The sequence below is a fragment of the Kitasatospora sp. NPDC004531 genome, from assembly GCF_053602195.1.
This window is the reverse complement of sequence record NZ_JBSGDD010000115.1, coordinates 1-19072: the sequence shown is the minus strand read 5'-3', so window position 1 is coordinate 19072 and position 19072 is coordinate 1. Positions and strand designations below refer to the sequence as shown.

The 19072-nt window shown below is 73.0% G+C and carries 16 protein-coding genes and 1 pseudogene; 8 read left to right on the top strand and 9 right to left on the bottom strand.

Annotated elements, in window-relative coordinates; translation table 11 throughout:
* Positions 1-103: 103 nt before the first annotated feature.
* The 5 genes and pseudogenes from ACWEMJ_RS30510 to ACWEMJ_RS30490 all read right to left on the bottom strand — a co-directional run.
* Positions 104-763 (bottom strand): annotated as a pseudogene (locus ACWEMJ_RS30510) (O-methyltransferase); the annotation flags it as partial.
* An 8-nt stretch (positions 764-771) separates the two neighbouring features.
* Positions 772-1581, bottom strand: a complete 810-nt coding sequence (locus ACWEMJ_RS30505) for a class I SAM-dependent methyltransferase (RefSeq protein WP_452140361.1) — start codon at positions 1579-1581, stop codon at positions 772-774.
* Positions 1582-1586: 5 nt separating this feature from the next.
* The gene (locus ACWEMJ_RS30500; RefSeq protein WP_452140360.1) at positions 1587-2894 is read right to left on the bottom strand and encodes a helix-turn-helix domain-containing protein; all 1308 of its coding nucleotides are present in this window, start codon (positions 2892-2894) and stop codon (positions 1587-1589) included.
* A 415-nt stretch (positions 2895-3309) separates the two neighbouring features.
* Complete coding sequence (locus ACWEMJ_RS30495; protein ID WP_452140359.1) at positions 3310-3984, bottom strand: NAD(P)H-binding protein; 675 nt, start codon at positions 3982-3984, stop codon at positions 3310-3312.
* Positions 3985-4207: 223 nt separating this feature from the next.
* Positions 4208-4759: an ArsR/SmtB family transcription factor gene (locus tag ACWEMJ_RS30490; RefSeq protein WP_452140358.1), complete on the bottom strand. Its 552-nt coding sequence runs from the start codon at positions 4757-4759 to the stop codon at positions 4208-4210.
* 83 nt (positions 4760-4842) lie between these two features.
* Between ACWEMJ_RS30490 and ACWEMJ_RS30485 the strand changes: the two genes are divergently transcribed.
* From ACWEMJ_RS30485 to ACWEMJ_RS30470, 4 genes are all read left to right on the top strand, one after another.
* Positions 4843-6168 carry a M20/M25/M40 family metallo-hydrolase gene (locus ACWEMJ_RS30485; protein WP_452140357.1) on the top strand — a complete coding sequence of 442 codons (1326 nt, stop codon included), beginning with the start codon at positions 4843-4845 and terminating at the stop codon, positions 6166-6168.
* A complete protein-coding gene (locus ACWEMJ_RS30480) occupies positions 6165-7910 on the top strand; it encodes a S9 family peptidase (protein WP_452140356.1) in 1746 nt (581 codons plus the stop codon). Before ACWEMJ_RS30485 ends, ACWEMJ_RS30480 begins: the two co-directional genes overlap by 4 nt.
* A gap of 250 nt (positions 7911-8160) precedes the next feature.
* Positions 8161-9630: an MFS transporter gene (locus ACWEMJ_RS30475; RefSeq protein WP_452140355.1), complete on the top strand. Its 1470-nt coding sequence runs from the start codon at positions 8161-8163 to the stop codon at positions 9628-9630.
* Between the two features lie 181 nt (positions 9631-9811).
* Complete coding sequence (locus tag ACWEMJ_RS30470) at positions 9812-10405, top strand: NADPH-dependent FMN reductase (protein ID WP_452140354.1); 594 nt, start codon at positions 9812-9814, stop codon at positions 10403-10405.
* A 91-nt stretch (positions 10406-10496) separates the two neighbouring features.
* On the opposite strand, the gene ACWEMJ_RS30465 is transcribed toward ACWEMJ_RS30470, so the two are convergent.
* The 3 genes from ACWEMJ_RS30465 to ACWEMJ_RS30455 all read right to left on the bottom strand — a co-directional run bounded on the left by ACWEMJ_RS30465 (position 10497) and on the right by ACWEMJ_RS30455 (position 13562).
* The gene (locus tag ACWEMJ_RS30465; protein ID WP_452140353.1) at positions 10497-11315 is read right to left on the bottom strand and encodes an MBL fold metallo-hydrolase; all 819 of its coding nucleotides are present in this window, start codon (positions 11313-11315) and stop codon (positions 10497-10499) included.
* A gap of 252 nt (positions 11316-11567) precedes the next feature.
* Entirely contained in the window at positions 11568-12965 is a 1398-nt protein-coding gene (locus ACWEMJ_RS30460; RefSeq protein ID WP_452140352.1) for an NAD(P)/FAD-dependent oxidoreductase, read from the bottom strand.
* A 147-nt stretch (positions 12966-13112) separates the two neighbouring features.
* Positions 13113-13562 carry a TetR family transcriptional regulator C-terminal domain-containing protein gene (locus ACWEMJ_RS30455; protein WP_452140351.1) on the bottom strand — a complete coding sequence of 150 codons (450 nt, stop codon included), beginning with the start codon at positions 13560-13562 and terminating at the stop codon, positions 13113-13115.
* Positions 13563-13592: 30 nt separating this feature from the next.
* Between ACWEMJ_RS30455 and ACWEMJ_RS30450 the strand changes: the two genes are divergently transcribed.
* The 3 genes from ACWEMJ_RS30450 to ACWEMJ_RS30440 all read left to right on the top strand — a co-directional run bounded on the left by ACWEMJ_RS30450 (position 13593) and on the right by ACWEMJ_RS30440 (position 17326).
* Entirely contained in the window at positions 13593-14054 is a 462-nt protein-coding gene (locus tag ACWEMJ_RS30450; protein ID WP_452140350.1) for an MFS transporter, read from the top strand.
* Positions 14055-14085: 31 nt separating this feature from the next.
* Positions 14086-15852, top strand: coding sequence for a glycoside hydrolase family 3 protein (locus tag ACWEMJ_RS30445; protein ID WP_452140349.1), 1767 nt, complete (start codon positions 14086-14088; stop codon positions 15850-15852).
* Between the two features lie 91 nt (positions 15853-15943).
* Positions 15944-17326, top strand: a complete 1383-nt coding sequence (locus ACWEMJ_RS30440; protein WP_452140348.1) for a carboxylesterase/lipase family protein — start codon at positions 15944-15946, stop codon at positions 17324-17326.
* Between the two features lie 127 nt (positions 17327-17453).
* On the opposite strand, the gene ACWEMJ_RS30435 is transcribed toward ACWEMJ_RS30440, so the two are convergent.
* Positions 17454-17723 carry a GlsB/YeaQ/YmgE family stress response membrane protein gene (locus tag ACWEMJ_RS30435; RefSeq protein ID WP_452140347.1) on the bottom strand — a complete coding sequence of 90 codons (270 nt, stop codon included), beginning with the start codon at positions 17721-17723 and terminating at the stop codon, positions 17454-17456.
* A 224-nt stretch (positions 17724-17947) separates the two neighbouring features.
* Between ACWEMJ_RS30435 and ACWEMJ_RS30430 the strand changes: the two genes are divergently transcribed.
* Positions 17948-18970 (top strand): transglycosylase SLT domain-containing protein, encoded by a 1023-nt coding sequence (locus tag ACWEMJ_RS30430; protein ID WP_452140346.1) that lies wholly within the window; start codon positions 17948-17950, stop codon positions 18968-18970.
* Positions 18971-19072 lie beyond the last annotated feature (102 nt).

The following is a 19072-nucleotide window of genomic DNA, read 5'->3' as shown; positions in this document are numbered from 1 at the left end:
GAGCACCAGGTGCTCGGGGCGGATCTCGGGGCTGCCGGTGTCCTTGGCGGCCTGGTGGGAGGTGATCACGACCTGGCGGGCGCGCGGGGTGAAGCCATCCGGGACGCTTGCGGGCCAGCGTGATTCCGTCGGCCATGGTGAGCATGGAGACGTCCACGCGGGGATCTTCGTGCAGCGCGGTGTTGAGCTCCCGGACCGCGACGGTGTCCGGGTCGTGGCTGCCGGGATCGACGACCCGCCCGAAGAACAGCGTGTTGTCGATGACGATCAGCCCCTGCGGGCGGGTGAGGCCGAGCGCGGCCTCGTAGTAGGCGCCGTAGTTGGCCTTGTCCGCGTCGATGAAGACGAGGTCGAAGCTCTCCTTGCCCCGTTCGTCGAGGAGCGCGGCCAGGGTCTGCGAGGCGTCCCCGAGGCGGACGTCGATGCGGTCGGCGACGCCGGCGCGCTGCCAGTAGTCGGCGCCGATGGCCGGCCACCGCCCGTTGAGGTCCAGGGTGACCAGGGTGCCCTCGGACGGCAGCGCACGGGCCATGCACAGGGTGCTGTAGCCGGTGAAGGTGCCGATCTCCAGGACCGACCGGGCGCCGGTCAGGCTCACCAGGAGCGCCAGCAGCTGGCCCTCCTCGGCCATCACCTGCATGGCCGCGCCGCCGGGCAGTCCGGCGGTCTGCTCGCGCAGTTCGGCCAGCAGGGGGTCCTCGCGCAGTGAGACGGCGCGCACGTACTCGCGGATTTCCGGGGTGGCGACGATCTGCTCTGCCATGGCGCGGCTCACGCCCGCCGGGCGATGCAGGAGAAGGACAGCGGGATCGGGTCGCCCGGGATGCGCCAGTTGTGGTCGCCGTCCGGCACCATCAGCGGGAGCCGCTGGCGGGCGTCGTAGGGGACCTCGCGGATGCGCTCGATGGTCATGCCCGCGTTGATGAGGGCGTTGACGACCTGCTCGATGCTCCAGCGCCAGCCGTAGATGCTGTGGGTCTCCACCTCCACCTCGTCGTCGATCCGGTCGGAGTAGGTGGCGGACATCTCGTGGTGCACGTCCCGGGACTGGAACAGCGAGCGGGCGATCCGCAGTTCGCCGTCCACGTCGCCCATGAGGGTGAGCATCGGGTGGATCTCGACCACGGTCAGGGTGCCGCCCGGCTTGACGTACTGCGTGGCGACCTTGGCCCAGGCGTCGATGTCGGGCAGGAACGACAGGGTGCCGTAGCCGGTGAAGACCATGTCGAACTGGCCGTCGAGGACGCTGGGCAGGTCGTAGAGGTTGGCCTGGACGAACTGCGCGTCGAGGTCGAGCTCGGCGGCGAGGCCGCGGGCGATGTCGATGGCCTCGTCGGAGATGTCGGTGCCGGTGACCTTCGCGCCCATGCGGGCCAGCGAGAGCGCGTTGACGCCGATGTGGCACTGGAGTTCGAGCAGGGTCTTGCCGCTGACGTCGCCGAGCTCCTCCCGCTCCAGCTTGCGGAGCATGTTGCGGCCCTGCTTGAACTGCTCGACGTTGTAGTAGGAGGACTGCATGTGCGCCCGGGCGCGCAGATTGAAGCCGTCCCGGTTGGCCGATATCTTCTCGAGGTCGCTCATGGAGGTCATCGCAGTTTCCCTTCGGCGTGGATGTGCGGTGGGGTGCGGTCGCCGACGACCAGTGGGCCCAGATCGCGGCGACTGGTCACCCCGAGCTTCTGGTAGGCGCGGCCCAGGTAGTTGTCGACGGTGCGGGCGGACAGGGCCAGTCGGTGCCCGATGGCGGGACTGGTCAGGCCGCCCGCGGCCAGGAGGACGACGTCCCGTTCGCGGCTGGTCAGGTCGACCAGCGGTGCGGTCAGTTGCAGCAGCGGGGTCGTCGCGGTCGGACAGGCGAGCGAGCTGGGGGAGGTGCGGGTGCGGCGCAGGGCGGCCGCGGCGGTGGCGGTCTCCGCGGCGAGCAGGTCCATGCCCAGTTTGGTGAACTTCGCGCCGGCGAGGTCCAGTGCCGTGGGGTCGGAGCGGGCCAGTGCGGCCGCGGCGGCGGCCATGGCCGGCACGACCGGCCCGGGGACCAGTTCGATGAGCGCGGCCAGGCGGTGCCGGACGGCGTGCGGGTTGCCCAGGCGGGCCACGTCGTAGCTCGCGGTGGCTTCGACGGCGTACTGGCCCAGGGCCATGGCGATGTCGGCGGCGGCCAGGGCCTGGCGGGCGGCGAGGGTGGTGTTCCCGCCGGCCGCGGTGGCCCAGGCCCGGCTGAGGGTCGACCAGGGCAGGAAGAGACGGTTCTCGTGCCGACTGTCCTGGCGGGCGTCGGCCTGGTCGCCGAAGACGGCGAGTGCGGCGGGGCGCGGCGCCAGCATGAGGTGCGGGGTGGGGCCGTCGGGGCGGTGCGGGGCGCCGGTCACGTCGGCGACCCGGCCGCGCATCGCCAGCCAGCCGTCGGCCAGGGCGGTGTTCCCGGCGGCCACCTCGTGGCGGTAGCCGTTCTCGGCGATCCGGCAGGCGTGGCGCACCTGACCGGCCATCAGCAGGGCGAGGCAGTGCGCGTAGCCGATCTCGGCGAACCAGGGCCGGCCGGGGCCGGGCCGGTCGGCCTCCTCCGGGTCGAACCAGTGGGGCGCCCGGGCCGCGACGACCACGGTGGTGACGGCCGGCCCGATCGCCGTGTCGAGCATGTGCCGCTCGGGCAGGGCCGGTTCGGTGGCGGCGCCTTCGGCGGCGCAGCCCTCCAGGAGCAGCAGGCCGGCCCAGTGGGCCCGGGCCGAGAGCCCGTCGATGTCGTCCACGAAGCGCGGGCGGGCGGCCGCGTCGGCGCCGGTGGCCGCGTCCCAGGAGGGGATGGTCGCCGCGGTCACCGCCCAGTGGGTGCAGCCGACCGGGGCGTCCGGGGTGCGGGCGTCCGGAAACCGGTGGGGTGGCGGTTCGACCACCGGGAGGGAGCCTAATCGATATGCGTCCGGGTTGTTCGACGGTGCCGTTTTCACGGCGCCGTCGCCGGCGATCACTATGCCGGGCCCATGCGCCGGTCTTGTCTTGGCAACTGACTGCACAACAAAGCACCCCCCGGTGTGTTGAAAGGAGACCTTTCTTGCTGTGCCCCCCGCCGGAATCGGAACCGCGCGGGGAGGGTAAGGAATTTCGCCCGCACGTTTTTCCGGCAGGGCGCGGGGCGCCGCCGTCCGTGCGGCGTTCCGTGTCGTTCCTGCCGAGGTCGCGTCCGGCGGGAGCTGTGGCCGGGCCGTGATCGGCCGGCATTCACGGATTCCGGGCGTCGGGAATCCGTGGCGGGCCCGTGCCGCGCCGCCCCGGGTCACGGGGCGGCGGGCGTGGTCCGCGCAGTGCGTGTCAGAGGGCGTCGACCGCCTTCTCGATGGGGGTCGGTCCGCCGACCACCACGTAGATGCGGCCGGCGGTCTCCGGCCGGTCGATGAGTGCTTCCAGGACGCCCGCGACGTCCTCCCGGGCGACCTGGTCGAACCTGGCGCCCCGGGGCGCCACCTCGGCGCCGACGGTGAGTTCGACGGTGCCTTCGCCGTTGCCGTCGGTGAGCACGCCGGGCCGCAGGACGGTCCAGTCCAGCTCGGTGCGGGCGAATATGTGCTGCTCGGCACCGTGTTTGGCCCGCAGGTAGACGGCGTAGCCCTCGCCGATGCCGCGGTCCTCGGCGCACCCGACGTTGATCGAGCTGACGTGCAGGAACCGGCGCACGCCGGCCTTCTCGGCCCCGTCCATGACGAGCGCGACGGCGGCGCGGTCCATCTTGTCCCGGCGGGCGGCGGTGGCGCTGTTGCCCGAGCCGGCGGAGAAGACGACGGCGTCCGCGCCGGCCACGACCGCGGCCACCTCGTCCACCGTCGCGCGCTCGAGGTCGAGCAGCGCGGCGTCGCCGCCGAGCTTTCTGATGTCCTCGATGTGGCGGGGGTTGCGTACGATTCCCACGACGGAGTCGCCGCGTCGGGCGAGGCGCCGGGTCAACCGCATGGCGATCTTCCCGTGACCGCCGGCAATGACAATTTTCATTCGTGACCCTTTTCCGGATTCCATGCTCCGGGTTTCCCCGGATTCAGTGCCGAGGGCGTGCGGAACCGCCCCGCCGAGCTTGCATCGTGCCAATGGTCCGTGTCGGCGGATTGCCCTGCCCTGACACCGTCCCACGCGTAACAGACAAATCGCGCTGTCGCCCTTCCGGCCGCCGAGGCAGCGGTGAGCGTTTCGCTCGAATGGTGTTTGAGTCAAGCACCGGTCACGGCGATCGGTCAATCGTTGCTGGCCCGTTGTTCTCGCGGGGGTCGGGGTCGAGTGCCGGGCGGGCGGCCAACGACCACAGGTAGCTCAGCGGCTCGCCGTCGGCCTCGTCGGCGTACTCGGCGATCAGAGCTTCGATCCGGCGGTGCAGCGAGTCCACCGAGGAGGGCCGCAGCCGCAGCACCCCGCGCTTGGCGCCGCGTCCGGAGTCCTTGCCCGCGGCTATCAACTCGGTGCGGTGCGCGCCCAGGACGGCCAGGTCGACCTGCTGGGCCAGGCCGGAGTCGTCGGGCGGAATGATCAGCCCTCGGGTGCGTGCGGTGGCCCGGTAGGGCCGCTGCAGCGCGCCGTGCTCGCCGGTGCAGACCGGTTCCGCCACCAGGAAGTCGGTCTTCACCAGTGCGCGGACGTGGCGCAGGGTGGTTGCGGGAGCGAGGTCGAGCTCGACCGACAGCTCCTTGTTGGTGAAGGCACGGTCCAGGCACAGCCGCAGAATGCGCCAGCGTACCGGGTGTCCGAGCGCTTTGAGGTCTTCGATGGTCGCTTCCACACCGTGGACTGTACCTTGCCAACGGTCCGTCAGTTTGCTTGACTGCACATCGATTTCATTCTGTGCAATCGGTTGGAGGGTCTGTGATCAAGCAGCTCCAGGAGTGGGTCGAGGCCCGCGATCTGGACGGTGAGCTGGCGGACTGGATCTCCCGACCGAGCGTCAGCCGTACCGGGGAAGGCATGGCCGAAGCGGCCGCCCACGGGCTTCGCCTGTTACGGGCCTCCGGCCTGGAGGCCCGCGAGGTCGAAACCGGCGGCTGGCCCGCACTGGTGGGCACCGCCGACGGCCCCGGACCGCACGTCCTGATCTACGGCCACTACGACGTCCAGCCCGCCGGGCCGCTGGAACTGTGGACCACACCCCCCTTCGTCCCCTCCATCCGCGACGGCCGCATGTACGGCCGCGGCACCGGGGACAACAAGGGCCAGCACCTCGCCCAACTCCTCGGACTGCGCGCCCTGCGGGACCTGACCGGCGGGTTCCCCTGCCGGGTCACGGTCCTGCTCGACGGCGAGGAGGAGATCGGCAGCCCCAACCTCGCCGCGGCCGTGCGCCAGGTCGGCCGGCCCGACCTGGTGATCTGGAGCGACGGCCCCGTGGACGACTCCGGCAGACCCTGCGTGGTCCTCGGCGTCCGCGGCATCCTGATGTTCGAACTTCGCGCCCGGGGCGCCAACCGGCCTCTGCACTCGGGCAATTGGGGCGGAGTCGCGCCCAACCCCGCCTGGACCCTGGTGCAGCTGCTGGCCACCATGCGCACGGCCGAGGGCATCGTCACCGTCCCCGGCTTCGCCGACCAGGTGCCCCCGCTGAGCGGCGGACAGCTCGCCGCCCTGGCCGACCTCCCCGTCGACGTCGACGCGACGCTCCGGACGATCGGCGCGACCGGCATGGAACCGCCCACCGGCATCGGGTTCCACGAACGCTTCGCCCGGCCCACCCTGACCGTCAACTCGCTCAGCTGCGCGGATTCCGGCGACCACCGCGCGGTGATCCCCGACGTCGCCGTCGCCCGCTGCGAGGCCCGCCTGGTCGGCGGCCAGACCCCCGAGCAGGTTGCCGACGCCATCCGGCGCCACATCGCCGAGCACGCCCCCGACGTCGAATTCGTCCCCGGCGCGGCCATGGCCCCCTCCACCACACTGCCGGAGACCCCTTATACCGGCACCATCCTCCAGGCGGTCGAGGACGTCCTCGGCCAGCGGCCCCTGCTGGTGCCGTCCCTCGGCGGAAGCCTGCCGATGGCCGTCCTCAGCGACGAACTCGCCTGCCCCTGCTACGGGGTGCCGCTCGCCAACGCCGACGAGGCCAACCACGCCCCCGACGAGAACCTCGAACTCGACCGGTTCCGCCGCGGGATCGTCGCCGCCGCCACCATCCAACTCGCCCTGGCGGCGCACTCATGAGTCTCTGGGGAGCATGGCCCGCCAAGGAGGGCTTCGCGTACGTCGGCGACGAGTCCGGCCGCCCGCAGCCCTGGTTCCAGACCTGGGAAGGCCGGCGGCGCGTCCTGCCGATCGACGGCGCGGTCACCCGCCTGGCCTGGCGGCCCGACGAGACCCGCCTGCTCGCCGTCGTCGACGTCACCGGCGGCCAGGACTACCGCTTGGCCGAGATCGACCCCGCCACCGGCGAGGTGGAGTGGCTGGAGCAGGAACCCGGCATCCGCCGCGAGGTGGGCGTGCCGTACTCCACCGCGAGCACCCCCTACAGCCCCGACGGCCGGCTGCTCGCCTACGCCACCAGCGCACGCGACGTCACCTGCCTCGACGTCTACGTGCGCGACCTGGAAACCGGCGAGTCCACGATGGTCCTCCGGGGCGACGACCGCTACGTGCCCGTCTGCTTCTCGCCCGACTCCCGCCGGCTCCTGGTCCTGAAGTTCCACCAGAACACCGACCAGGACCTGTACGCCTGCGACCTCGTCACCGGCCGCACCGAGCACCTCACCCCGCACGACGGCCCCGCCAAGTACCAGCCGGGCGGCTGGAACGAGGACGGCATCTACGTGTGCACCACCGAGGGCCGCGACCACCTCGGCGTCGCCCTGCTCGAACCCGGCCGCCCGCTGAGGTGGATCGCCACCCCGGACGCCGACATCGAGAACGTCGTCGTCGGCCCCGACCGGGTCCTGTGGGCGTTACCCGACGACCAGCGCACCGTCCTGTGCAACCACGACACCCGCATCGAACTGCCGGGATTCGCCTCCCAGCCCTTCGGCTACGACGGCTTCGTCCCCCGCTTCAGCGCCGCCGGACACCTCCTCGCCCAGGTCGGCGCCTCCGACCGGGCCACCGAGTTCTTCTCCGTCGACCCGGACACCGGCCGCACCCAGCAGCTCAGCCGCTTCGGCGACGACCTGCCCGACGACCTGGTCGTCCCGCAGACGGTCCACTTCACCTCGGCCGACGGCCTCGACATCACCGGCCTGCTCTACCGCCCGGCCCGCACGACGGGCCCCGTCCCCGCCGTCCTGACCATCCACGGCGGCCCCGAATGGGCGGCCCTGCCCGTCCACGACCCGCTGATCCAGCGCCTGGTCCGCGCCGGCATCGCCGTCCTGGCGCCCAACGTCCGCGGCTCCACCGGGCGGGGACTCGCCTACCAGCGCCTGATCTACCGCGACTGGGGCCGCGGCGACCTCGCCGACTTCGACGCCGCCGCCCACTACCTGCGCAGCCTGCCCTGGGTGGACGGCGACCGCCTCGGCGTCCACGGCATGTCCTACGGCGGCTTCGCCGCACTCAGCTGCCTGTCCCGACTGCCCCACCACTGGCGCGCCGGCATCGCCATCTGCGGACCCGCCGACCTCGAGAGCGACATCCGCGCCCTGCCGCCCACCTGGAGCCGCCGCGTCACCGAATGGATCGGCGACGTCGACGACCCGCAGGACCTCGCCAGACTCAGGGACGCCAGCCCCCTCACGCACGCGGCCGCCATCCAGGCCCCCCTGCTGCTCGCCCACGCCGAGGGCGACACCACCGTCGCCTTCAACGCGACCGAGCAACTCCACCGGACACTCACCGACTTGGGCAAGACCGTGCGCTTCATCCGGCTCTCCCGCGGCCACCTCCCCGACGACCGGGACGAACGCGACCAACTCGACGCGGCCTTCACCCAGTGGTTCCACGACCACCTCAAGCCGTGACGCAGCGGCACGACCAGGCCGGCGAAGACCGCCGCCCACCCGGGGCCACCCGCCCCGCACCACACACGACCGAGGGGGCACGCATCCATGAACACGGCCCACAACGCTGCCCGCGGGCACGTTGCCACCAGACCCGCCCCGCCGTACCGGCAGGGGCACACCAACGCGGCCCCGCCGACCGGCACCGACCCGTCGCACCCGCCGCACCACTGACACGCACCCGATAAACCCGGAAGGGACAGGCACACCCATGCCTTCTGCAGTCGCCGGCGCCACTGCGCCACCTCGCCGACGCCTCGGCTTGATCCTGGCACTGCTGGCTTTCGCCCAGTGCATCTACGCTGTTGACTACAGCATCGTCTTCGTCGCACTCCCCGAGATCCGGACCGGCGTCGGATTCTCCGCCCAGACCCTCCAGTGGGTCGTCAGCGCCTACGCCGTCGCCTTCGGCGGCTTCCTGCTGCTCGGCGGCCGCGCCGCCGACCTCTTCGGCCGCCGCCGGATGTTCACCTTCGGCCTGTTCCTCTACGCCGCTTCCTCGCTCGCCGGAGCACTCGCCGGCGACCCCACCACCTTGATCGTCGCCCGCGCGGTCCAGGGCATCGGCGGCGCCTTCCTGGCTCCCTCGACCCTGTCCCTGGTCACCACCACCTTCGCCGAAGGCCCCGAGCGCAACCGCGCCCTGGCCATCTGGGGCGGCGCCGGCGGCAGCGGCATGATCCTCGGCTCCCTGCTGGGCGGCGTCCTCACCGGCGCCTTCGGCTGGGCGTCGATCTTCTTCGCCAACGTCCCGCTGGCCGGCGGCGCCATGCTGCTCGCCTTCCTCATCATCCCCAAGGACACCGACCAGGGCGTCGGCGGACGCAAGTTCGACCTCCCCGGTGCCCTCACCGCCACCGTCGGATCGACCCTGCTGGTCTTCACCCTCGTCCAGGGCCCCGAGTCCGGCTGGACCTCCCCGACGATCCTGGTCACCGCCGCGATCTCCGTGGTGATCCTCGGCGTCTTCTTCACCATCGAAGGCCGCGGCCGCGACCCGCTGCTGCCGCTGCGCCTGTTCCGCAACCGCAACCTGAGCACCGGCACCGTCGTCACCTTCATCTTCATGGGGACGTTCGGCGCACTGCCCTACTTCTTCACCCTGTACTTCCAGAGCGTGCACGGCTACTCCGCCACCAAGAGCGGCATCGCCTTCCTGCTCCCGTGCGTCGGCGTCCTCATCGGCAACCTGTCCGGTGGAAAGCTGGCCACCCGCTTCGGCGTGCGCGCCACGCTGACCGGCGCCCTGTTGCTGGGCCTGATCGGCACCGTGGCGTTCGCGTTCTCCGTCTCGCCCAGCGGCACCTACCTGCAGCTGGTACCGGGCGTGCTCATCCTCAGCCTCGGCCAGGGCACCATCTTCACCGCCATGTACGCGGCGGCGACCACCGGTGTCGCGTCCGAGGACCAGGGCATCGCCTCGGGCGTCGCCTCCACCGGCCAGCAGGTCGGCGCCGCAGTCGGCCTGGCCGTCCTGGTGGCGATCGCCAACTCCGGCCACGAGGGCCTGACCGGCGAGGCGCTGCGCGTGGCCACCTCCGACGGGGTGCGCACCGCCATGTGGGCCACCGTCGCCGGCATCGTGCTGATCCTGCTCGTCGTGACGAACTTCCGGCGCGCCCCCGTGGTTCCCGCCGCGGAGGAGACCGAGCGTCAGGACGGCGTGGCGTCGGCGGTGTGACCGCTCGGCCGCGCAGTCGCGTGACCTGAACAGGCAGAAGGTGGTTCCACTCCGTGTTCACCACGCACGAGTGGAATCACCTTCTGCTGCCGCCCGACGATCCGACGCCCCGTCGGCCCCTACTACCGCACCCCGCGCCGCGAACACCCCGAGATCCCCGAAAGAGAAGGAGGCGCCACCAGTGCACCGGATCGTGAACGTGGTCGGTGTCGGCGGTTCGAGCCGGCCCGGATCCACAGCCGAGAAAGCCCTGCGGATCGTCCTGGACGCGGCGGCGAAGCGCGGCGCATCAGTGCAGCTGATCGCCGGACCGGCACTGTCCCTGCCGCTGTACGACCCCCGGCAGGGCAGCACCACCCCGCAGGCCGGACAGCTGCTGTCCGCCGTCGCCGGCGCCGACGCCCTCGTCCTGGCCAGTCCCGCCTACCACGGCGGAATATCCGGCCTGGTCAAGAACGCCCTCGACTACGTCGAGGAACTGCGCGAGGACACCCGCCCCTACTTCAGCGACCGGGCCGTCGGATGCGTCGCGGTCGCCAACGGCTGGCAGGGCGCCGTCGCCACGCTGGCCGCCCTGCGCGACGTCACCCACGCCCTGCGCGGCTGGCCCACCCCGCTGGGCGCCGCCATCAACACCTCGATCACCCGCTTCTCGCCCGCCGGGGACTGCAAGGACGACCACGTCCAGGCACAGCTGGAGGAAATCGCCGCCCAGGTCGTCGAGTTCGCCACCCAGCGCGCGCTCGCCGCGACCCCGACCGCAAGCCTCCTCTGAGCAGTGCGAACGGGGAGGGGCGCCGCCGGGAACGCGCTGTCTCCCGGGGCGCTCGCCCCCGACCGCCGGTGCGGGGCCGCCGCCCGCCGGGTCAGTCGATCGGCGCCGCCAGGTACTCCAACGCGTAGCCGTCGCCGGACGGACTCACCCGCGCGATGCCGGGGGAGTCCAGGTGCGCCCCCGCCACGAAGTGGCCCGGCCGCGACAGCCGCTCCAGCAGCGCCGCCCGCGCCGCCCGGGCCCGGGACTGGTCGCCGTCGAGCTCCCAGGACACCTCCGGCCGGTCGAACTGGAGCGTCGGCACGTGCACGGTGTCGCCCCACACCAGCAGGTGTTCGCCACCGCTGCTGATCTCGTAGACGGTGTGCCCGGGCGTGTGGCCGGGCGCCGGGAGCGCGGTCGCCCAGTCGTTGATCGCGACCTGCTCCGACACCGGCACCACCCGCTCGCGGATCGGCTCCAGCCGTCCCGTGAACACCGAGGCGTCGGCCGCGCCGATCCACACCCGTTCGAGCTTGGCGAACGCCTCCGAACCGTCCGGCGCGATCAGACCGCTCACGTGGTCCTCGTGCCGGTGGGTGATGGCCACATCGGTGATGCAGCCCCGCTCTACTTCTGCCTCCTCCAGCGCCTCGTAGATCCGCCCCATGCCCGGAACGTGCCAGACGTTCGACGCACCGGTGTCGACCAGAAGCGACCAGGTGCCGTCGGTGACGAAGAAGGCGTTCACCGACAACCGCAGATTCTCGTCCGCCAGCGGAACCTCGGGCGGCAGCTCGTCGAGCGCCCGCCCGTCCGTGCCGCGCAGCCGGGTCGGCGGCATGTCGATGTACCCGTCCCGCAGCGACACCACCTGCAGATCACCGAGCTCGAACGTGGCGTGGAGCCGGCCACTTGAGACCAAACGCATGGAACCTCCATCGTGCTGAGCATGTTCTCCCCCGCCCGCCGACCCCGAGGGCCACACCCCGGCGGACACCCCCGATGCTGACCCGCCGTCCGCCCCGCGACCGCCCGAACCCCCCAACATCACCCGTTCGTGACCCCCACCCCGCCGGACCCGCGCGGCGGGGACGGCCGGCCGCCGGGCGCACCCGGGCGACCCGTACGACAACTGCCGGTACGGCCCGGAGCGGCCGCGCACCGGGCCGCGGCGCTGCGGTCAGCTGTCGAAGCCCAGGCCGAAGCGGTCGAGGGTGCGCAGCCACAGGTTGCGGCGTCCGGCGTCGGCGTCGGCGCGGGTCAGCGCCCACTGGGTGATGCCGATGCCGATCGAGCGGACCGGCTCGGGCGGGAACGGCAGCGGCTTGCGGCGGACCATCTCCAGCGCGGTGCGCTCGGTGCGCCCGCCGGCGAGCAGGTCGAGCATCACCTCGGCGCCGAACCGGGTCGCGCCGACGCCGAGCCCGGTGAAGCCGGCCGCGTAGGCGACCCGGCCGCGGTGCGACAGGTCGAAGAACGCCGAGAACCGGGTGCAGGTGTCGATCGCGCCGCCCCAGGCGTGGGTGAAGCGCAGGCCCTCCAGCTGGGGGAAGGTCCGCCGGAAGTGCCGGGCCAGGGTGGCGAAGGTCTCCGGCCGCTGGTCGCGCTCGGCGCCGATCCGGCCGCCGTACTGGTGGACGACGTCGTAGCCGCCGAACAGGATCCGGTTGTCGGCCGACAGCCGCACGTAGTGGAAGTGGTTGGCGCTGTCGGACCAGCCCTGCCGGTGGCGCCAGCCGACGGAGGCGAGTTGGGCGTCCGTCAGCGGCTCCGTCATCAGCGCGTAGTCGTAGACCGGGACGGTGTACGGCCGGTGACGGCGCAGCAGGGACGGGAAGGCGTTGGTGGCCAGGGCGGCGCGGCGGGCGGTGATCCGGCCGTAGGGGGTGCGCACGTCCAGGCCGCGCGGGGTGTCGGCGAGGGCGGTGGCGGGCGTGTGCTCGTGGATGCGGACGCCGAGGTCGAGGCAGGCGCGCTTGAGGCCCCAGGCGAGCCGGGCCGGGTCGAGCATGGCGACGCCGTCGCGGTCCCACAGGCCGCCGAGGAAGGTGGGGGAGTCGATCTCGGCGCGCACCGCGTCCCGGTCCAGGACGTCGAGGTGGCTGCCGTAGCGGGCCGCGAGCCGCGCGAACTCCTCCAGTTCGGCGACCTGGTGGGGTTCGGTGGCGACGTTGAGGGCGCCGCTGCGCCGCCAGTCGCAGTCGATGCCGTAGCGGCGGACGGTCTCCTGCATGGCGTCGAGGTTGGCCTGTCCGAGGCGTTCCAGGACGGCGAGTTCGCCGGGCCAGCGCTGGTGGCCGTTGGCGAGGCCGTGGGTGAGGCTTGCCTCGCAGAAGCCGCCGTTGCGTCCGGAGGCGGCCCAGCCGACCTCGCGGGCCTCGATCAGCAGGACGTCCAGCGACGGCTCGCGCTCCTTGGCGATCAGCGCGGTCCACAGGCCGCTGTAGCCGCCGCCGACCACCAGCAGGTCGCACGTGGCGCTGCCGACCAGGGCGGATTCGGCGGCCGGCCGGTCGGGGGAGTCCAGCCAGAACGGTACGGGTCGGGCGTCCCGGAGGGCGTGGACGGGGTCGGCCATGGCGGGGCTCCTTCGGCGGTGCACGGGGGATTCCGGGCCCCGGAGCGGGGTTGCGGGACCCGGATGCCGTCATCAGACCGTTCCCCGTCGTTCAACGTCAATGGCGTTGACATAAGCGCACCGGGCCGTCCGCCGGCGGCCCGGGCGTCAGTCGCGCGGGCGGGCGGCGTCCGGCAGCGGCGTGCCGGCGGTGGACAGCGCCCGGTACAGCCGGTCCAGGTAGGCGTGCAGCTGGCCGGGCATGTCCACGGACTGGTCGAGCACCCACTGGAGCTGCAACCCGTCCATGACGGCGAGCAGTTGGCGGGCCTCGGCCGGGCAGTCGGTGTCCGCGCGCAGTTCGCCGTCGGCCACGCCGCGGTGCAGCGACTGGGCGGCGTCGGCGGTCAGGGTCCGGTAGCGGCGGGCGAAGAAGGCGTGCGCGGGGTGCTCCGGGTCGCCCGACTCGCCGACCAGGGCGTTGAACATCCGGGTGCGCTCGGGCCGGGCGGCGTTGTGCGCGGCCAGGTCGACCAGGCGGTGGAACCACTCGGCGACGGTGGCGCACTCCTCGGCGAAGAACTGCTCGATGTCGTTCTCGTCGCTGGCCTCCAGCACCGAGACCAGCAGCGCCTCCTTGGTGCGGAAGTGGTGCAGCAGACCGCCCCCGACGCCCAGACCTGGCTCGCCCCGGTCGACGCGGTCTCCACACTCGCCGCCACCGTCCTCGGCGGCTGGCTGTCCGACCGGCTCGGCCGCCGCAAGCCGCTGATCGCCGTCTCCTGCGTGCTGGCCTCCGCCACCATGGCCGTCCCCGTCCTGATGCCCACCTGGACCGGCATCCTGCTGTACACCGTGCTCGCCGGCATCGCCTTCGGCTGCTACCTGGCCGTGGACACCGCCCTGGTCACCCAGGTGCTGCCGAGCGCCGCCGACGCCGCCCGCGACCTGGGCGTGCTGAACATCGCCAACGCCGGGCCGCAGATCCTCGCCCCGCTGGTCGCCGCCGCGGTGGTCGGCCTGGCCGGCTACGACGCGCTCTACCTGGCCGGCGCCCTGATCATCCTGGGCGGCGCGCTCGCCGTCGTCCCGATCCGCGGCGTCCGCTGACCGCCCCTCACCCCTTCACCGGAGAAGCCCCATGCACCACACCGCCCACCCCTACCAGGACCCCGCCCGGCCGGTGGACGAACGCGTCGAGGACCTGCTCGGCCGGATGACGCCGCAGGAGAAGGCCGGCCTGATGTTCCACACCATGCTGCCGATGCACGCCGACGGCCGGCCCGTGGAGGCCGGCGACGACGGCGACTTCCCCGCCGACACCACCGGCCTGATCAGGGACCAGGGCCTGAGCCACTTCAACCTGGTGGGCACCGCCGAGCCGCGCCGGATCGCCGAATGGCACAACGCCGTCCAGGAGATCGCCCACCGCACCCGGCTCGGCATCCCCGTCACCCTCTCCACCGACCCCCGCCACTCCTTCACCGCCAACATCGGCGCCTCGATCCGGGCCGGCGCGTTCTCCGCCTGGCCCGAGCCGATCGGCCTGGCCGCCGTCCGCGACCCCGAACTGGTGCGCCGCTTCGCCGACATCGCCCGCCGCGAGTACCTCGCCGTCGGCCTGCGGGTCGCCCTGCACCCGCAGCTCGACCTCGCCACCGAACCGCGCTGGTCGCGGCAGACCGGCACCTTCGGCTCCGACGCCGCGCTCACCGCCGAACTCGCCGAGGCCTACCTCCGCGGCCTGCAGGGCGAGCGGCTCGGCCCGGACAGCGTGGCCGCCATGGTCAAGCACTTCCCCGGCGGCGGCCCGCAGCAGGACGGCGAGGACCCGCACTTCCCGCACGGCAAGGAACAGGTCTACCCCGGCGGGATGCGCGAACTGCACCTCGCCCCGTTCCGGGCCGCCGTCGCCGCCGGAGCCGCCCAGATGATGCCCTACTACGGGCAGCCGATCGGCACCGACTGGGAGGAGGTCGGCTTCGGCTTCAACCGCGACGTGGTCACCGGCCTGCTGCGCGACGAACTCGGCTTCCAGGGCATCGTGTGCACCGACTGGGGCCTGCTCAACGACGACGAGATCTTCGGCGAACCGCACCGCGCCCGCGCCTGGGGCGTCGAACACCTCACCCCCGCCGAACGCGCCGCCAAGGCGCTCGACGCCGGCGTCGACCAGTTCGGCGGCGAGGAGTGCCCCGAACTGCTGCTCGCCCTGCTGCGCGACGGGCGGATCACCGAGGCGCGGCTCGATGTCTCGGTGCGACGCCTGCTGCGCGAGAAGTTCGTCCTCGGCCTGTTCGACGAGCGGCGGTACGTGGACCCCGACGCCGCCGAACTGGTCGTCGGCAACCCGGAGTTCCGCGCTGAGGGCGCCGCCGCGCAGCGCCGCTCGCTGACCGTCCTGGTCAACCGCGACGGCACCCTGCCGGTCACCCGCCCCGCCCCCCGCCTCTACACCGAGGGCCTCGACGCGGCCGTCGTCGCCCGGCACGGCCGGGCCGTCCAGCACCCCGCCGAGGCCGACCTCGCCGTGCTGCGCCTGTACACGCCGTACGAGCAGCGCCCGAACCGCTTCGAGTCGCTGTTCCACTCCGGGCGCCTGGACTTCCCGGCGGACGAACTCGCCCGCATCCTCGCCGTCCTGGACGCCGTGCCCACCGTGGTGCTGATCAACCTGGAACGGCCGGCCGTGCTCCCCGAGATCGCCGAACGCGCGCACGCCCTGATCGCCGACTACGGCGCGCAGGACGACGCCCTGCTCGACGTGGTGTTCGGCCGGGCCCGCCCCGAGGGCCGCCTGCCGTTCGAACTGCCGCGCTCGATGGCCGCCGTGGCGGCCTCCCGCCCCGACGTGCCCAACGACACCGCCGACCCGGTCTTCGCGTTCGGCCACGGCCTCGACCTGTGACCCGCCCGGCCGACCCGGCCGAGCTCAACCGCGTCCGCCAGTACGTCGAACACCAGGGCCCCACCCCGTGACCCGTCCAGGAGCAGAACAGATGACCGTCGTCCCCACCCGCAGCGGCCCGGTGCGCGGTGAGCGCCGCGCCGACGGGAGCGCGCGCTTCCTCGGCATTCCGTACGCCCAGCCGCCCGTCGGGGCGCTGCGGTTCGCCGCGCCGGTGCCGCCCGAGCCGTGGAGCGAGGTGCGCGACGCCACCGCGTACGGGCCGACCGCGCAGCGCCGGCCGTTCGCCGCGGTCACCACCATTCCCGAGCCGACGATCCCCGGCGCGGGCACCCTGAACCTGAACGTCTTCACCCCCGCCGCCGACCCGGCGGCCGGGCTGCCGGTGCTGGTGTGGATCCACGGCGGCGGCTACGTCGCGGGCAGCGCCGCCAGCCCCTGGTACGACGGCGCGGCCTTCAACCGGGACGGCGTGGTGCTGGTCACCGTCGGCTACCGGCTCGGCGTCGAGGGATTCCTGCACCTGCCGGACGCGCCCGACAACCGGGGCGTGCGGGACTGGGTCGCCGCGCTGGAGTGGGTCCGCGACAACATCGCCGGCTTCGGCGGCGACCCCGCGAAGGTCACCGTCGCCGGGCAGTCGGCGGGCGGCGGCGCGGTGCAGACCCTGCTGGCCGTGCCCGCGGCGCGCGGGCTGCTGCGGGCCGCGATCTCCGCCTCCGGCGCGGTGCTCGAACCCGACGCCCCGGCCGTCGCCGCGGCGCTGGCCGGGCTGACCGGGGCGGTGCTCACCGCCGAGGCCCTGCGGGACGCGAGCGACGAGCGGCTGCTCGCGCTCCAGGACGCGCTGGGCGACGGCGACCCACTGCTGGCCCTCGCCCCGTGCGTGGACGGCGAGTCGGTGACCCGTCCGGTGGCCGAGGCGGTCGCCGAGTCCGAGGTGCCGCTGCTGCTCGGCTTCACCGCGCACGAGTTCGCCGCGCCCGGGTCGGCCGCACCGGGCGGGCCCGAGGTGGACGCGTTGCTCGCCGCGTTCGGCCTGGACCCGGAACGCGCCGCCCGGTTCCGGGCCGAGAACCCGCGGGCCGGATCGGGCGAGGTGCTCACCGACGGGCTGTTCCGGGCCCCCGCGCTGGCCCTCGCCGAGGCCCGCGTCGCGGCCGGGCGCCCCACCTGGCTCTACCAGTTCGAGTGGACCGGCACCGCGCCCGGCCGCGCCGGTCAGGCCTACCACTGCACCGACCTGCCGTTCGCCTTCGACGCGCTGGCCGCCGAGGGCGTCGAGGAGGCGCTGGGCGCCCGGCCCCCGCAGGCCCTGGCCGATGCGGTGCACGCCGCCTGGGTCGCCTTCGTCCGCGGCCTCGACCCGGCCTGGCCGCCCTACCAGGACGGCCGCGCCACCATGCGCTGGGGCGCGCAGGCGCGGGTCGAGCGGGACCCGCTGCGGGCGGTCCGGGAGATCTGGGCCGGCTGACCGGCGGCCGTCGTGGGCGGCTTCGGCGAGGCGGCGGCCGTCGGCCGTTCGGGGGAGGAACGTGCCGCCGCCCGCCGAGCGGACTGCTCGACGGGCGGCGGCGGTGGCCGGGCGGTGGGCGGCGGCGCTATCTGCTGGTGCGGGACTTGCTCCAGGCGGGGGCCACGAAGGCGATCAGCGCGATCGCGAAGCCGAGCTGGAGCGCATGCCGGATCCAGTCGATGCCGGAGGTGTGGCGGACGCCGATCCAGCCGGCCACGGCGTTGCCCAGCCAGGCGCCGGCCGCGCCGAGGAGCATGGTCAGCCACCACGGGATGGCCTGGGGGCCGCGGAGGATGAGCTTGGCCAGCACACCCAGTACGAAGCCGATCAGCAGAATCCAGAGGAGTTGGAACATCGAATCCCAGCCTTTCCGGTACCGCGGGAGGGCGGTCCACAACCGCCATGATCGCCCGCCCGGTGCACCTCGGCATCTCGGCGAAAGGCCCGGTCAGGTGGTTTGCGGGCGGCGCGGTGCGGGTAGCGGCGCACGCGACAGGGGGCCGGTGATTGCCGCAGAACGCCCTGTGGTGGGATAAACGACTGAACGGGTGTCAGGTCCGACGGGGGAGCAGATACGACATGGCAGGTTTCGGCGTCACGCTGAGCGAGCTCGCGAAGATCCAGAAGGACTTCCACGAGATCCAGCAGCGGATGAACCAGATGGCCCAGAAGACCGGTCAGATCAAGGGCGTGATGGCCAAGGCGGTGGCCACCGACCTGGCGGCCGGCGCGCTGGGCAACATCATCGGCTTCGGCTCGGTGGTGGCCCAGGTCAAGCAGCAGGTCAGCGCGATCGAGGCGCAGGTCGCGGCGCTGGAGGCGACGAAGGAGAAGCTCACCAGGGAGCTCGCCGACGACGTCCGCAAGCTCGGCACCGTGATCAAGCGGTACGAGGAGGCCGAGAAGAAGGCCCACGAGGGCGTCAGCAAGCCCGGCTCCACGCAGCCGACGCCGCGCAGCCCCGGCCAGGGCGGCGACCACAGCCCGTCCACCCGGCCCGCGTCCAAGAAGCCCGGCGGCGCGCCGATGCCGAAGAGCCCGAACAAGTCCGGCGACCACGGCGGCGGGAGCGGCAGCGGCGGTGGCGGCGACCACGGCGGCAACAGCGGCCCCGACCCGAAGATCGAGATCTCGCACGCGGGCAAGATCAAGACCAGTGAGGTCACGTACGGCGGCAAGGGCAAGTACAAGAGCGGCGAGGCCGCCTGCCGCGAGTACATCGCGCAGGCGCTGGACGCGATGGGCGTCACCGACCCGGCGGCCCGCGAGGCGTGGACCAAGGGCATGCTGACCATCGCCAAGCGCGAGTCGACGTACAACGCGGCCAGCGGCCAGGTGAACCTGTGGGACAGCAACGCGCACGGCGCGAAGCAGGCCGACGGCGCGCCGCTGAACAGCTCGCGCGGCGGCTGGCAGACCATCCCGTCCACCTTCGCCGCCTACCACGTCAAGGGCACCTCCACCGACATCTACGACCCGGTGGCGAACGTGGCGGCGTCGATGAACTACATCCGCGACCGGTACAACGTCGCGCCGGACGGCCACAACCTGGCGGCCAAGGTGCAGCAGGCCGACCCGAACCGCCCGGCCCGCGGTTACTAGACCGCCGTCAACTCCCGTGTCGCGCCCGCCCGTTCACCCGGGCGGGTCGACTGACTGACCGAGCTGCTCGGCGAGCCCGACCGGCAGACCCCACAAGGGAGT